Source organism: Gulosibacter macacae (genome assembly GCF_003865375.1).
GTDB classification, from domain to species: domain Bacteria; phylum Actinomycetota; class Actinomycetes; order Actinomycetales; family Microbacteriaceae; genus Gulosibacter; species Gulosibacter macacae.
The window spans coordinates 1-14,248 of sequence record NZ_RQVS01000016.1; the positions used below are offsets into that span (position 1 = coordinate 1).

The window sequence follows — 14,248 nt, forward strand, 5'->3', positions numbered from 1 at the left end:
TTTATGGCCGGTAACCCCCAATTGCGGAGCGCGATCAGCGGAGGATGCGGGATTCGAACCCCCGCGAAGCACCGGTTCGCGGCCCCCTGGCCCAACGCAGCCATCTCTAGAACTCAGCGGAGGATAGGGGATTCGAATCCCCACGAAGCACCGCTTCGTGGCCCCCGGCCCAACGCCACCATCTCAAGTACTCAGCGGAGGATGCGGGATTCGAACCCGCGAGGGCTTGCACCCAACACGCTTTCCAAGCGTGCGCCATAGGCCACTAGGCGAATCCTCCAGGCACCGCAATTGCTCGCGGCACGAATAGCAAGCATACCGGCATTCAGGCCGGATGCACGCCCCAAGCTATGCGTTGCGACGGCGCACGAAGAACGTGCCGCCAACAAGCACGAGCGCCAGTCCCGCAGCGAGCAGGCCCGATGCATCCTCAGCACCGGTCGCAGCCAGGCTCGGTGCGTTCGGCTTTGACGCACTCGGCGTCGGCTCGTCCGGGCTTACTGAAGTCGTGTCGAGACTGCCGGCCGGCGTCGAACTGCGGGGTGATTCGGGCGTCGACGGTACGCGGCCCGGCTCAGCGGGCACGATGCCGGGAGCCTCGGGCGCCACGACCGGCGGAGTGACGACCTCGCTCGGTGACGGTTCGATGATGGGCGTGCCGGGCGTTGTCGTGTCGATCGGATCGCCGTCGCCAGTGCCATCCTCGGTGCCGTCGCCAGAGCCGTCGCCAGTGCCCGTGCCGTCGCCAGTGCCAGTGCCCTCAGTCGGGTCCGTCACCGGGCTACCCGTGCCATCCGTCGGCGGATCACCGGGTACGGGATTACCGACGATCGGCTCACCGGTATCGGGCAGATCATCCGCGGGCTGCGTCGGGTTGACCGGCTCGAGCGTCGTACCGGTACCACCGACTCCGCGAGTGGAGTCCCCGGTCGCGAGCCCCGTTCCGGGCGCGGGCGCGACGGGCGGCTGCTCGACAGCCGGCCCAGCGGGCTGCTCGACGGGCTGCTCGACCGGCGCCGGGTCGGTGACCGGCGCATCCGCGCCAACTTCGGTCGCAAACGAAGGAACTGCGGTTGCAAACACGAGCGCCCCGGAACCAGCGAGCGCGACGAGCGCTCCGGCACCGCGTTTGATGCTTCCGCGCATCCTGGCCCCCTCAGGCAAATCAAGCTGTGATTACGTGCGAAACTACGTCTCCGAAGCGTATCGCTTTGGCTACGATTTCGAAACGATCTTGAGGATGAGTTCGCCCGAGTTTCACTCGAACGCTCCCCCAACCAACTCGCAGCAGGCCCTAGCCGTGACGAATGATCGTCGTATTTCGTCCGAGTCGCTGCCGCGGGTTCCGCGAATTATCGCCCTGGATGCGTGACCGCTCAGTACCCTTCACCGAGCCCGCCGGCCGGTCGAAGCCCTGCACCTCAGCGATATCGCTCGAGGTCTTGCGCTCATATTCGAAGCGCTTATCGGTGTTGCGATAGCGCAGGTAGATGAGCGTGTAGAAACCGATGCCGGCGGCCGGTCCCATGGCAAGCAGAAACAGAATGCCGTCGGAGTTGCTGCTGCTTGCCGCGAGCACGCTGGTCGCCTGCGTCGCCATTTCACTGACCATGAGAGCAAACATGTCGACCTCCTATGAAATCGCGAGCCAGGCGAGCGTGCCGCCGATGATGGTGCCGACGATGCCGATCACGGTCGAGATGCCAATGAGTCGGCCCTGCCGCACCGGCACGCTGCCCATGGTGGTGCCCGTGCGACCGTTCACGGCCACATAGTGGGTGAGTCCGGCTCCCGAACCCTTCGTTTGGTAGTAGCTGTAGAGCCACACCGGAACGTAGAGCGAGACCCAGCGTGTGCCCTGTAATTGCAGCGTCTCGGTCTCCCAGCGCACTCCGCGGTTGTATTGCGTCGTGAGCTCGTTTGCCCGGTTGCGGCCGATTGAAAGCACTCGCTCGCTCGCATCCCCACCCATGTGGTCAACTTCGCGGTCGCGACGCTCTGAGGTGTAGCCACGCAGGTAGTTCGCGTTGTAGGCGACCGCCTCTTTCACATCGAACGGCAAGATCGCGTTGATGATGTTGTTCGTGTTCTTGCTCGTGTCTTGATCGGCTCGTGCGCCCGACGATTCGATCATGATGTCGTCGACGTGCAGATCGAACGCGCGCCCGAGGTGGAAGACATCGGCGTCGTAGAGCTGCACCTGGCGGTCGCCGCGCTTGACCATGTACGAGCGCCGCAAGATTTCGCCGTGGCCCTCATAGGTGACATGCGCATTCGCATCGATGGTGACGAACGGCAGGTAGACGCCGACGACCTCGGTCGGTGCGAACTCTTTCACGAAGGTGGGATGCGCAAAAAAGCGCCGCTTCTTCACGAACTCATCGATGCTCGCGATGGCCTGCTCGCGCGGCACCTTGAACGGCAAGAGGCCATCGGGCACCGCACCGTTCGGGATCTGCGTGTTCACCGAGAGCGTCTGTCGGCACCAGTGGCATCGCGATTGCAGCGCTTCAGCGGTGTTCACGATCACTTCAGAACCGCAAGCCTGGCATTTGAGCGTGAGCACATCCTTGGTTGATTCTTGGATGTTGCCCGCGCCCGACGCGATGGTCGTACCGCGCAATTGCGAGATATCGGTGTCGAGTCCGAACTGCTGTTCGAGCGAAGCTTCGTTCCACTCGTGGCGACAGAAGTGACAGACGAGCATCCCGCTGCCGACGCGTAGCGACACTTCCGTCGAACCGCATCGCGGACACTTGTTCAGGCCATCGCTGCGACCCGACGAGGTGTCGATGATGTTGATATCGGGGCCAGACTGGCCCGGAAATTGCCCGGGCGCCTGCTGCTGCGGCGTGCTTCCGGGGGCCGGCGGCGGCGCCTGGGGAATTGTGTACGAATCCCCAGGCACGGCCGGTGGCTGATAGTCGGGCGGCGTGCCCTGACCGGTCGCCTGATCCACCCAGTCCTGCGCACTCTTCGGCAGATTGGAGCGGAACTGACGATAGGCCTCCGAGTCCTGCCAATCGCCGAGGCCGAACGGCAGCTTGCCGTTACTCATCGGCACTCCTTTCGTGGCAGCAACACGGATGCATTACTCGAGGCCGAGTGCGCGGCGCTTGGCGGCCTCGTAGTCGTCTTCGGTAATGAGGCCCTGGTCGAGCATCTCCTTGAACTTCGCAAGCTGCGCCACCGGGTCGGCGGGTGCCGGAGCGGCAGGCTGCGCCTGCTGCGGCGGCATACCCTGCTGGGGCGCGCCCTGCTGCTGCCACTGCTGCGGAGGCTGCTGCTGACCCTGCTGGAACGGGTTTTGGTAGGGCGCCTGCTGGCCGCTCTGCTGGAAGTTGACCGCGGCGCCGGCCGCGTTCATCCCCATACCCATCATGGCGATATCGGCACCGCCACCGTTCTGACCGGCAGCTTCGAAGCCACGCGCCATCGACTGCTGCAGGAAGGACTGCCCGCGGCTACCCGAGAGCGCATCGGCCTTCTGGGCGTCGGCGAGAAGTGCGCGGGTGGTCTCGTCGTATTCGATCGATTGGATGGCCACCGACTGAATGATCAGACCGCGCTGCGAGGCCCACTGATAGCCCTGCTCGACCGCTGCCGAGAGCGATTGCGCAAAGCCGAGTGAGTCACCCTGGATGCGGGCCATGCGGTTGCCCTTGTTCGGGTCGTTCGTGTAGTTCGAGAATGCCGGGGCGAGCGACGACACCACCTCGTTGAAGAGCTGGGTTGCGGCGTCGTTGTCGAAGTCGCTGAAGTCGAAGACGCGAGCGTCGGCGCTGAGGTAGGTGAGCGGCACGAACTGCTTCGCGAACAGGATGGGGTCAATGATGCGCAGCGTGTAGGTACCGCGGGTGATCGCACCGACCTGGGCGCCGAGGTAGGCGTCATCCCAGTAGATTTCGGACTGCGTGCCGAAGCGGTTGTTCGGGATTTCCTTGAGGTTGACGTAGAACGCCAGCTGCTGCGAGCCGGGGCGGCCACCGTACTTGAAGCGCTCCCACGACTGCGTGATCGTCGAGGCGACGAAGCCGCCACCGGTGAAGATCGACTGCGAGTTAACGTCATCGGCGCTGTAGGTGTAGCCACCGGGCTGTGCGATGAAGCCGGTGATCTGGCCATCTTGCACGGTGAGGAGGCCATAGCCCTCGGGCACGACGATCTTCGAACCGTTCGTGATGATGTTTTCGCTGCCGCGCACGTTCGAGCCGCGGCCACGGTTCTGACCGCTCTGCACCGCGGGGAAGATTGCCGCGGTGGGCGCGAGTCCTGCCGGTGGTTCGAGGAAGTCGACCCACTGGTCGGCGAACATGCCGCCGATTGCGCCTGCGAATGCCTGGATGAAGCCCATGACTGCCCTTCCGTAGTGCGCGATCCTGCATCGCGCGGGAGTAGATCGACTACGTCGCTTTCATCCTAGGGATGCGAAGCCTCTGGTTTGCCGTGTGGCCGGGAGAATAGTTCGCGGGTCGGATGCAGTGCATCCGACCCGCGAATCTAGGAGTTGAGTGACTACGCCTCGAAGCGACGGCGGACGACCATGAGGCCGGCACCGGCTGCCACGAGCACGAGGCCCGCGCCGAGCGCGATCATTGCGGTCGAGTCGTCGAGACCGGTCTCGGCGAGCTTGTTCGAGTTGTCAGCCGTGGGCGCCTTGCTCGGAGCCGGCGCAGCCGGGGCGGGCGCGTTGTTCGACGCGGGCACCTCGGTCGGCGGGGTGGTGACCTCACCGACGGTGAAGGCGGTGAGCGCGGTGACGGTCTGGTCACCCTCGACCTGGGTGACGCGCAGCTGGTACTCGCCTTCCACACCGAAGTCGGCAGGTGCGCCGTTGAGCGTCATGACGACGCGGCCGGTGGCGACGCCCTCAGCGCCAGCAACCTGGGTGACACCCTCGGCAGCCGGGATGGTGACCCAACCCTCGCCCGGGATGAACAGCTCAAGAGTGAAAGCCACGTTCGGGAGGAGGCCGGTGGCAGCCCAGTTCACGCCGTCAACGGTCTCGGCGAGGGTGTAGCTCGGCTTGTCGGTTGCGATCGCCGGGGCAGCGTCGACAACGGCGTCGTCCTCGGTCGGAGCCTCTTCGACGGGTTCCTCGGCGGGAACCTCTTCAACCGGCTCTTCCGGAGTCGGCTCCTCAACGGGCTCTTCAACCGGCTCTTCAACCGGGGCTGGTTCTTCAGCGGGGCACTCGCCCGCGGCACCGAGCTCGACGACCACCTGAGCCGCACTCGGTGAGTCGTCGTTGTCATCAACCTCGTAGAGGTTGAAGGTAAGCGGGTACGGGGTGGTGGCAGCGGAAAGGTCATAGGCGATATCGAACGTTGCCTTGTACGTGCCCTCTGCATCGGTAGTGAGACCCTCACCAAAACCGAAACCGGCCGCATCGCCACCGCCATAGGTGACGCCGAAGGTGTATCCGGTATTGGGCTTGAGCCCAGTTACCGTGAAGCTCACCGTGCCCGAGTCAACGCAATACGCGTCGTCTGCGGTGCCGACGGCGGTGGCAAGAGCGGCGGGTGCGGCGACGAGGCCGACACCGGCAAGCGTGCCAAAGGAAAGAGCGGACGCGGTCAGCACGGCGGCTGCGCGGCGGCGGAAGGTAGTCATGTAGGTAATCCCCTATTAATGTAAGCGATTCACATAAGCAATTGAAGCTCCCCGCCAATATACGTTCAATCTGGACGTTCCCCAAGAGATTTCCAACAGTCTCATCACAAGTCATACCCGAGTTGCAGACGCACGTTTCCGGCAGTTGCATGCATCCGGAAAATGCAGAAACGGGCCGGAACCGCAGTTCCGACCCGTTTCTAAGTGCGATGCGAACGTCGCCTCAGTAGTGAACTACTACTTGAGGGTGACGGTGGCGCCAGCGGCCTCGAGGGCCTCCTTCGCCTTGTCCGCGGTCTCCTTGTTGACGCCCTCAAGGACAGCCTTGGGTGCACCGTCAACGAGCGCCTTGGCCTCGCCGAGGCCGAGCGACGTGAGGCCACGGACCTCCTTGATGACCTGGATCTTCTTGTCGCCAGCAGCCTCGAGGATGACGTCGAATTCCGACTGCTCCTCAGCGGCCTCAGCGGCGCCACCAGCAGCCGGGGCACCGGCAGCAGCAACGGCGACCGGGGCAGCAGCGGTGACCTCGAAGGTCTCCTCGAAGAGCTTCACGAAGTCGCTGAGCTCGATGAGGGTGAGTTCCTTGAACTGCTCGATGAGCTCTTCAGCGGTGAGCTTTGCCATGTTGTTTCTCCTTAGATGATTTTCTGCCGCGGGGTCCGGGACGGACTAGTTCGCGGACTCCTGCTTCTCGCGCAGCGCGTCGACGGTACGAACCGCCTTCGACGCAGGCGCGGTGAACATGTATGCGGCACCGAACAGCGAGGCCTTGAACGCGCCGGCAAGCTTGCCGAGGAGCGTTTCGCGGGACTCGAGGTCGGCGAGCTTGTTGACCTCTTCCGGGGTGAGCGGCTTGCCATCGAAGTAGCCGCCCGTGATCACCAGGAGAGGGTTGTCCTTGGCAAAGGCACGCAGCGCCTTGGCCGAGTCGACCACCTCGCCGGTCACGAACGCGATAGCGGTCGGACCAACGAACTTGTCGTCAAGACCTTCGATTCCGGCCTGGTTAGCCGCAATCTTGGCGAGGGTGTTCTTTGCCACGGCGTAGGTAGCATTCTCACCGAGCGAACGGCGCAGCTCCTTGAGCTGTGCCACGGTGAGACCGCGGTACTCAGTCAGCACGATCGCGTTCGAGCCACGGAACTGCTCCGCGAGCTCGGCGATGGTTGCTTCCTTGGTCGCCATGGGTCTCCTCTCAATTCATTCGCACGCCCGCCACAGGTGTGTCGCGCGCACCGCTGGCACTGCCCCGATGGGCACCGTTGCCACGAAAAAACGCTCCGGCAGATGGCCGGAGCGTGGGCGCGCGTGAACGCACTAAACTCAAGTCACCTGCGCGGGCCGTGCTACGTGGCACCTTCGTACGGGATGCGTTTCGAAAAACGCACACTCCGAACACCAGCGGTCTAAGGCTGTTGGCTAGCTTATGCCGAATCGGCCCCGCGGCGCAAGTGCCAAACTGGACTCATGCGCACCGCCTACACCGCCGCCCAGATTCGCGCCGCCGAAGCGCCGCTCCTCGCGCGCGGCGTGCCGCTCATGGTGCGCGCCTCCCAATCGCTCGCCGAGCACGTTGTGAGTCTCCTCCCAGTGCCCGCTGCGGCACGCATCCTGGTGCTCGCGGGTGCTGGTGACAATGGCGGCGACGCGCTCTTTGCCGCCGCTTCGATCGCCGACGCCGGGGCAACAGTTGCGATCGTGCCAGCGATGGGCAGGATGCACGAGGCTGCGCTCGCCGCCGCGCTCGCCTCGGGCGCCAAGGTCGTCGAGTTGCCTGAGGGTGACGTCACCGAGGCGATCGCCGCATGCGTTCACGATTGCGAGGTCATCGTTGACGGCGTGCTCGGCATTGGTGCGGGCGGTGCTGCCGCTGGTGGGTCCCCCGCGTTGCGCGGCCGGGCCCGCGAGGTGATCGTTGCCGCCAAGCTCGCAATAGCCTCGACACCGCACCCTCGCCCGCTCGTCGTTGCCGTTGATACTCCCAGCGGCATCGACCCCGATAGCGGCGAAGTCGCCGAGCCGGATGCCGTGCTCAAGGCCGATCTCACCGTCACCTTCATCGGCATCAAGGCAGGTCTCGTGACCGAGCCCGGCGCAAGCTTCGCGGGCAAAGTCTGGCTCGAACCGATCGGGGCGAGCCACGCCCTCCTCGGCGTAACGCCAGCGGTGACCCTGAATTAGCGCACCCCAGCCCGCAGCGAATCCACGCGCTCAAGCACCTCGTCGGCAAACTTCACGAGCTTCGCGATCTCGGCGTCGTCACGTTCGATCCAGACCGATTGCGGCTGTGCATCCTGCACCACGAAATCATCGTGCCGTTCCCACACAAACAGCGTGCGCTCGGCGCCCACGACGTATTGCTGCCACCACACCTGACGCAGGTAATTGCGCGGAATGCGCTTCCACGGCTTGTTCGTCGTCTTGATCTCGGCGAGCACGACCTCGCTCCCCCACTCAGCCAGGCCATCTGGAGTAGCGAGGTGGCGCTCGTGTTCGGCCGCGCGAATGAGTAGCCCGCAGGAATGGATGCCGTGCTCCTCCTGCAACCACTGGGCAATCACCGGCTCGCGGCGACGACCGAACTCGGTAAAGGCATTGCCCTGAAAGCTCGAACCCATCAGTTTGTCGTTCGCGACCCCGCGCACCGAAGCGGGCGTCGCGAGTCGAGCCGCATCGGTCGCGGTAATGCCGTTACGACGCATCTGCAGCCACTGCGCCTCGTCATCGGCCGAGCAGAGGATGCGCTGCGCCACCGGGCCTTTCGGTCGCGGATTGCGCAACTCGTCAATGAGCCCAGCTCGCCACACGGTGCCGAGATCGACCTCGGCCCGCATCGCGGGTCGCGTTTCGCGCGCGACAAACGGCTCCGAGACTCGCTCGAACGCGGCCGCCGCGGCCCGATCGACCGCGGCAAGGTCAAGCGCGCCGGTGAGGGCGAGCGCGAGCGGGCGGAAATCGTCGGCCGTCACCGAGCGGAGCGACTGCCCCGACGCATCAGTCGGACGAAAAAACACCATCCAGGTATTGTGCCAGCGACCACCGACATGTGGCCGCTGGCCCGCCGCGACCGGGCCAGGAACTTCAGCTACGCCGAGGGTGTCTCGAAGAACTTCGTCGGCTCGGAAAGCTCGCGCTCAGGGTCGGGCCGTTCGAGCACCGCAACCGGCGGATTCTCCATCGACTCGATGATCGTCGTCGGCACTTCCACGGCCATCGCGCCGTAGGTCACGGCGTTGCGCAGACCCGTCTGAATCGCGAGCTTCGGTAGCGTGCCAAAGTCGGCGCGGCCGCCCTTGCCGCCGCGGCCCTGAATCGAGTGCCCGACGAATCCCGCGAGCGATGCGTCCCCGGCGCCAGTCGTGTTGACCACCTCGCGTGCCTTCGCGAGTCCCCACCAGGCGTCGTCCTTGGTGATCGCGAGCGCACCGTCGCCACCCATCGACACGAGTGCCACCTCGAGGCCCGACTCGGCAATGACCTGGCGGCCAGCCTCGAGCACATCGCCAACCGTGTGCATGTGGCGGCGCACGAGCGTGGCGATCTCATCCGCGTTCGGCTTGATGAGATCAACGAGACCCGAGCGCGTCCAGTACTCGAGCGACGAACCGGAGGAATCGAAAGCAATGCGGGTACCCAGGCGGCGGGCCTCGGTGAACAGGCGCGTGAAGTCGACCTTCTCGTCGTTTTCGGGATGCTTCGGCACCGACCCCGACACGACGAGCCAATCAGCGTGCAGCGACTGGATCTCACCAATCGTCATATCAACAACGGCTTCCCAATCGCGCTGCGGAATCGGCACGGCCTTCTGGTTGACGTTGGTGGTGCGGCCACTCTTCTCGAGCACCTGCGTGTTCACGCGCATCCGGCCGGGAATTGGCAGGATGCGCAGAATCTGCGGGTAGGGCGTGCGGAACAGCAGGTGCTCGTCTTCACGACCGATCGGCAGCACCGCCGAGGTCGAGACTCCGGCAACGCGCAGCGTGCGCGACACGTTGATGCCCTTGCCCGAGAGGAACTCTTGAATCTCAGTGGCGCGGTTCACCTTGCCAGCGTCGAAGCTATCGACGAAGTAAGTGCGGTCAATAACCGGAGCGGGGGTGAGCGAAACAACGGCCGACATGAGACTCCTTCCAGAGAACAAGGGAAAGGCTAACGGTCGCGTATGAACGCTCATTCATACGCGACCGTTAACCAGGATTCAGTTGCGACTACGGCTGGTGCCGCCGCCGTGCGATTAGCACGCCTCCGAGTGCAACCAGCACGAGACCACCCATAAGCACTGCCGTGTGGTCGCCGGCACCCGTTACTGCGAGCGGCGCGGCATTTGGCGCGGTCGGCGCCGGAATCGCTCCGGTCGCAACCGGGGTCTCGACCGGGTTGCTCACCGGAGGTTCGGTTTCCTGCGGCGGCACCGGTAGCGTCAGCGCGATGTCCACACTCGTCTCGGCCGATACGGTCTGGCCGCCGGGTGTGAGGCCGCTGACCGAGGCTGTGTTGGTAACCAGCTTGGCGGCGATGTCATCCGCGGTGAGCTTGATGACCACCTTGCCCGTGGCAGATTCACCGACGAGCAGCGTGCCAGCCTCGCCGGGCCAGGTCCAGTCAATCGTCGCGTCGCCGATGGCGGCGTCGGTCACCGTCACCTCGCTCAGCGCTACGGCACCCGTGTTCTGCACCGTGATGGTCCAGACAACCTCACCGTCAACCGCTGCCGGGCTCGGCGCCACACCAGTCTTGGTGATTGACACCCCGACCTGGAGCAACGTCACGGTGACGGTCGACGTCACGCGCATCGTTCCCTCGCCAAGGGCGTAGATCACCGGGGTGAGCGTGGTGGTCGAGGTGACCGCAGCATCCGGGCTGAACACGATCTTGCCGTCGACGACGGTGTACGTGCCTTCACCGGCGATCGTGAGCGAGGTCACATAGACCGGATTAGCCGGATCAGTGTTGTCAACGAGCACCAGGTTGGCAGTTGCCGGGTCAATTGGGTTGCCGTCACCATCACGGTCGTTTGCGAGCACGTCGATGGTGAGGTCGCCGCCACCGATCTCGCCGGTCGCCGTGTCGGGGTTCGCCGAATTGGGCAGGATGAGGTCAACATCGGCGTTGGCTGCCGCAGTGACATCCTGACCCTTGGGCGTGGTCGCACTTGCGCTCGCTGAGTTCGACACGAGCTTCGCTTCGATGTCTTCGGCGGTGAGCTTCGTGGTGACCTTGCCTGTGGCCGATTCGCCGACAAGCAGCGTGCCCTCGGCACCGGGCCAAATCCACTCAATCGTCGCGTCACCAATGGCAGGGTCGTCAATCGCGACGTTCGTGAGGTCGACATCGCCGTCATTGCTGACAATGAGCGTCCACTCGACGTCGTTACCAACAACCGCCGGCTCTGCGGTCACGCCCGTCTTGGTCAGCGCGATTCCGACCTTGAGCAACGTCACTTGCAGTGTCGACTCCGCCCGCGCAATTCCAGTGCCAATGGCATACGGGACCGGCGTGAGCGTCGTGGTCGAGCTGACCGCTGCATCCGGAGTGAATTCAATCTTGCCGTCGACCACGGTGTAGGTACCCTCGCCCGCAATGGTCAGCGTGTTCGTGTAGACGGGATTGGCCGGGTCACTGTCGTCAACGAGCGCAAGGTTGGCGGTCGCCGGGTCAATCGCGGCACCCGTGCCGTCAACATCATTGGCGAGCACGTCAATGGTGATTGGCGAGATACCAATCTCCTCAGTCACCGAGTCGGGATTCGCGATCGGCGCCCGCGGCGGGCACACTTCGAGCCAGTCGCCATTGCCCGCTTCGTTCCAGGCCGAGATGCGGAAGCAATAGTCGAGCGTGGCGTCGAGGCCCGTTATCGTGCGATTCAGTGCCGTCGATGCGCTCGGCTTCGCGGCGATCGACCACGTGGCGCCACCGTCTGAGCTCTGCTCCACCAGGTAGTCCTTGATCGGCAGGCCACCGAGGCCGTTCTCAAGCGCGGCCTGGGCAGCGGTGTCGATGTTCCAGTTGAGTTCAACGGTCGTGCCATCCGACGAGCGCACGCCGGTGGCTTCACTCACCGGCACCGGAGTCTGCCCGAGGATGACCACCTTCGCCGCAGCCGTACCTTCGCGCACCGTGAAGTACATGCGGCCACCCTCATCAAAGGTGAGGCCGCGCGCCAACGACAGATCGGGGAAGAAGTAGTTGTTTGGGTTGTTCGTCGCGCTCACGGGAGCGTCACCCTGGCGCCAGAGGCGCAGTTGGGTGCCATCGGGAGCCCACTCGATGACGCTTCCGGTCTGCGTCCAGCCGAAGACATTGCCGGTTCCAGGATGCACGGCCACGGCCATGACCGTGCTGCGGTTCTGAAGCGACGGGCTGCGGTAGACCGTCTTGACGGTCGTGCCGGTCGAGTCGCGTCGTTCAATGATGGTGGTCGCGCCCGGGCTACCGAACGCCGCCTGATTGGTGTTGTAGCCGATGATGAGATCGCCGTTGTTGGGATCGACCGTGACGGCGTAGGGGTCGCGGTAGCCAGGGTCGCCGACAAACGCTGAGCCAGCCGGGAGATCGAGCTTGATGACACGAACGACGTCACCAATCGGGGTGTACTCGACGAGTCGGTCACTGGTCTGGCTCGTGACGATGATGTTGCCGTCGAGGGTGGTGGCCGCGCCCACCGGATAAAACATGACGCCCGGGTTCTCCCGCTGAGCCCAGGTGCCGGTCCACCCGGTCTGGTCAGTGAGCGCGCCGCTCGCGTCGAACACCTTGACCGTGCCGGGCGCGCCACCCCATGGCGCTACGCCCTCGCTGTTCACAACGAACGCCTGGCCATCGGCGGTGAACGCAATACCGCGCGGACCGTTCGTGATGTTCGGAGTGGTTGTGCTCGAGAATGGCGCCGAGATCGACGTGCGGTCGGCAATGTTCTGCCAGTTGGCACCGATACCAGCGTTCGCACCTGCCGACGCGGCGCCGAAGTTGCCATCGACGAGGTATTGGCCAAGCGTCCAGTCTGTTGAGAGCTGGTCGTACTTGAACACCCGCGGGTTGCCCAGCTGGCAGGGGCTTGCGTTAGGCCAGCACCCGAGTGTGCCCCAGCCCGCCTTGCCCGAATCGCTCACCCAGAGGGAGCCGTCGGTCGGACTGAACTCCAGGTCGTAATTGAAGACAGAGCCACTGGTTGACGACCAGGTCTGCACGTTTCCGACAACGCCCCAGTGCCCGCTCCCTTCGGCCTTGCCGGAAACGCGAACAACACTCGTCTTCGTGCCGGTGTCACCGGTGACTGCCTGAGCCGACGGGGCACCGCCAGACAATGTCAGTGCGCTGCCAATGAGCGCCGCGGCGAGCACTGTTGCTCCCACCTGACGCAACCTCGTTGTCATCAACATATTCGGACTGTCCCTTCGACCCGCAAGAGCAACGACTGTTTATAAGTACGTCATTCATTCTCAGGGGACACTCAGCATCATGGAAGGGTGGAAGTTTGAGTTAAGTGCAAGATTCTCTGCAATAGGCCAGGTCAGACGGTGAATTAGCGGTGCATCCAGGCGCACCTGTCAGGCTGAACGTCATGAGCGAAACGACCACGGCCACCGATCTCGACGCCCTGCAACCCGCCGGCGACCACACGCGCGCCCTCGTCGCCACCGGCGTCGGCGGCACTGAAGTGCTCGACGTCACCGACATGCCGCTGCCTCCTGTTGCGAATAGCGACCTACTCGTGCGGGTGTTCGCCTCGGGAGTGAACCCCATCGAGGTGAAGACTCGACGTGGACAGGGGATGTCGGCGTTGGTCACGCATCCGTTCGTGCTCGGTGGTGAGTTCGCGGGTGTGGTCGTACGGGCACCGTATGAGCTCTGCGAGTTTCAGCCGGGCGACGAAGTGTGGGGGATGCTGCTCTCGCCGCACTATCAGGGATCGCAAGCTGATTTCGTCTCTGTGCCGCTGCAGTCGATTGCCCGGAAGCCCAAGTCGCTGTCAATGATCGAGGCTGGCGCCGTGCCGCTTGCGGCCCTCACCGCCTGGTGGGCCGTGGTCGAGGTGGGGCGCGTGCACACGGGTCAGCGCGTGCTCATCCACGCTGGTGCTGGCGGGGTGGGCCACTTCGCGGTGCAGCTCGCGCACTTCTACGGCGCTGAGGTGGTGACCACCGCATCCGAGCGCAATCACGAGTGGCTGCGCTCACTCGGGGCCGACCAGGTCGTCGACTATCGCAACGAGCGTTTCGAAGAGGTCATTGAGCCCGTGGATGTGGTCATCGACCTTATCGGCAACGTCGCCGACGACACCGGCTCGCGTTCACTCAAGGTGTTGCTCGATGGCGGACTCGTGATCAATGTGCCGACGGGCTCCTGGCCGACGATGCATGATGAGGTCGCCGCCGCCGACCGCGATCTCAAGGCGACTGGCCTCAAGCTCTCGCCCGAAGGCCGCATCCTCACGACACTTGCGCAACTCTTCGACCAGGGTGACCTGCAGGTGCACGTGGATGCGGTGTACCCGCTTGCCGAGGCCGCCGCCGCCCACGAGCGGGTCGAGTCAGGCCATACCCGCGGCAAGGTCGTGCTCGACCTGCGGGTTTAGCTCGCTTGCGCGACTAGATCACTAGTGTTCAGAAGTGACTGGACTGCATCCAATCGA

At 64.4% G+C, this 14,248-nt stretch carries 12 protein-coding genes and 1 tRNA gene; 2 read left to right on the top strand and 11 right to left on the bottom strand.

Features of this window, described 5'->3' with window-relative positions; genetic code table 11:
- Window positions 1–195: 195 nt before the first annotated feature.
- From EG850_RS11375 to rplJ, 8 genes are all read right to left on the bottom strand, one after another.
- Window positions 196–280 (bottom strand) — tRNA-Ser (locus EG850_RS11375).
- Between the two features lie 68 nt (window positions 281–348).
- Window positions 349–1,146 (bottom strand): LPXTG cell wall anchor domain-containing protein, encoded by a 798-nt coding sequence (locus EG850_RS11380; protein ID WP_124973571.1) that lies wholly within the window; start codon window positions 1,144–1,146, stop codon window positions 349–351.
- A gap of 148 nt (window positions 1,147–1,294) precedes the next feature.
- Window positions 1,295–1,624, bottom strand: coding sequence for a hypothetical protein (locus EG850_RS11385; RefSeq protein WP_124973573.1), 330 nt, complete (start codon window positions 1,622–1,624; stop codon window positions 1,295–1,297).
- Between the two features lie 9 nt (window positions 1,625–1,633).
- Window positions 1,634–3,058, bottom strand: coding sequence for a TFIIB-type zinc ribbon-containing protein (locus EG850_RS11390; protein WP_235829307.1), 1,425 nt, complete (start codon window positions 3,056–3,058; stop codon window positions 1,634–1,636).
- 33 nt (window positions 3,059–3,091) lie between these two features.
- Window positions 3,092–4,354 carry an SHOCT domain-containing protein gene (locus EG850_RS11395; protein WP_124973575.1) on the bottom strand — a complete coding sequence of 421 codons (1,263 nt, stop codon included), beginning with the start codon at window positions 4,352–4,354 and terminating at the stop codon, window positions 3,092–3,094.
- 161 nt (window positions 4,355–4,515) lie between these two features.
- Entirely contained in the window at window positions 4,516–5,613 is a 1,098-nt protein-coding gene (locus tag EG850_RS11400) for an LPXTG cell wall anchor domain-containing protein (protein WP_124973577.1), read from the bottom strand.
- Between the two features lie 237 nt (window positions 5,614–5,850).
- Window positions 5,851–6,240 carry a 50S ribosomal protein L7/L12 gene (gene rplL / locus EG850_RS11405; RefSeq protein ID WP_124973579.1) on the bottom strand — a complete coding sequence of 130 codons (390 nt, stop codon included), beginning with the start codon at window positions 6,238–6,240 and terminating at the stop codon, window positions 5,851–5,853.
- A 45-nt stretch (window positions 6,241–6,285) separates the two neighbouring features.
- Complete coding sequence (rplJ, locus tag EG850_RS11410) at window positions 6,286–6,801, bottom strand: 50S ribosomal protein L10 (RefSeq protein ID WP_124973581.1); 516 nt, start codon at window positions 6,799–6,801, stop codon at window positions 6,286–6,288.
- Window positions 6,802–7,083: 282 nt separating this feature from the next.
- Between rplJ and EG850_RS11415 the strand changes: the two genes are divergently transcribed.
- Window positions 7,084–7,797: an NAD(P)H-hydrate epimerase gene (locus EG850_RS11415; RefSeq protein ID WP_124973583.1), complete on the top strand. Its 714-nt coding sequence runs from the start codon at window positions 7,084–7,086 to the stop codon at window positions 7,795–7,797.
- Here the strand turns inward: EG850_RS11415 and EG850_RS11420 are convergent.
- From EG850_RS11420 to EG850_RS11430, 3 genes are all read right to left on the bottom strand, one after another.
- Window positions 7,794–8,633 (bottom strand): YqaJ viral recombinase family protein, encoded by an 840-nt coding sequence (locus tag EG850_RS11420; RefSeq protein ID WP_124973585.1) that lies wholly within the window; start codon window positions 8,631–8,633, stop codon window positions 7,794–7,796. The genes EG850_RS11415 and EG850_RS11420 overlap by 4 nt on opposite strands.
- A 68-nt stretch (window positions 8,634–8,701) precedes the next feature.
- On the bottom strand, window positions 8,702–9,736 hold the full coding sequence (locus EG850_RS11425) for a 1-phosphofructokinase family hexose kinase (protein ID WP_185715046.1): 1,035 nt from the start codon (window positions 9,734–9,736) through the stop codon (window positions 8,702–8,704).
- 88 nt (window positions 9,737–9,824) lie between these two features.
- Window positions 9,825–12,995 carry a DUF7507 domain-containing protein gene (locus EG850_RS11430; RefSeq protein WP_124973589.1) on the bottom strand — a complete coding sequence of 1,057 codons (3,171 nt, stop codon included), beginning with the start codon at window positions 12,993–12,995 and terminating at the stop codon, window positions 9,825–9,827.
- A 182-nt stretch (window positions 12,996–13,177) separates the two neighbouring features.
- Here EG850_RS11430 and EG850_RS11435 point away from each other — a divergent pair, with 182 nt between their 5' ends.
- Window positions 13,178–14,191: an NADP-dependent oxidoreductase gene (locus tag EG850_RS11435; RefSeq protein WP_124973591.1), complete on the top strand. Its 1,014-nt coding sequence runs from the start codon at window positions 13,178–13,180 to the stop codon at window positions 14,189–14,191.
- The last annotated feature ends 57 nt before the right edge of the window (window positions 14,192–14,248 follow it).

Bases quoted from the DNA above. Each gene is read 5' to 3' on its own strand.
- EG850_RS11380 (WP_124973571.1), bottom strand. From the start codon at position 1,146: ATGCGCGGAAGCATCAAACGCGGTGCCGGAGCGCTCGTCGCGCTCGCT.
- EG850_RS11385 (WP_124973573.1), bottom strand. From the start codon at position 1,624: ATGTTTGCTCTCATGGTCAGTGAAATGGCGACGCAGGCGACCAGCGTG.
- EG850_RS11390 (WP_235829307.1), bottom strand. From the start codon at position 3,058: ATGAGTAACGGCAAGCTGCCGTTCGGCCTCGGCGATTGGCAGGACTCG.
- EG850_RS11395 (WP_124973575.1), bottom strand. From the start codon at position 4,354: ATGGGCTTCATCCAGGCATTCGCAGGCGCAATCGGCGGCATGTTCGCC.
- EG850_RS11400 (WP_124973577.1), bottom strand. From the start codon at position 5,613: ATGACTACCTTCCGCCGCCGCGCAGCCGCCGTGCTGACCGCGTCCGCT.
- rplL (WP_124973579.1), bottom strand. From the start codon at position 6,240: ATGGCAAAGCTCACCGCTGAAGAGCTCATCGAGCAGTTCAAGGAACTC.
- rplJ (WP_124973581.1), bottom strand. From the start codon at position 6,801: ATGGCGACCAAGGAAGCAACCATCGCCGAGCTCGCGGAGCAGTTCCGT.
- EG850_RS11415 (WP_124973583.1), top strand. From the start codon at position 7,084: ATGCGCACCGCCTACACCGCCGCCCAGATTCGCGCCGCCGAAGCGCCG.
- EG850_RS11420 (WP_124973585.1), bottom strand. From the start codon at position 8,633: ATGGTGTTTTTTCGTCCGACTGATGCGTCGGGGCAGTCGCTCCGCTCG.
- EG850_RS11425 (WP_185715046.1), bottom strand. From the start codon at position 9,736: ATGTCGGCCGTTGTTTCGCTCACCCCCGCTCCGGTTATTGACCGCACT.
- EG850_RS11430 (WP_124973589.1), bottom strand. From the start codon at position 12,995: ATGTTGATGACAACGAGGTTGCGTCAGGTGGGAGCAACAGTGCTCGCC.
- EG850_RS11435 (WP_124973591.1), top strand. From the start codon at position 13,178: ATGAGCGAAACGACCACGGCCACCGATCTCGACGCCCTGCAACCCGCC.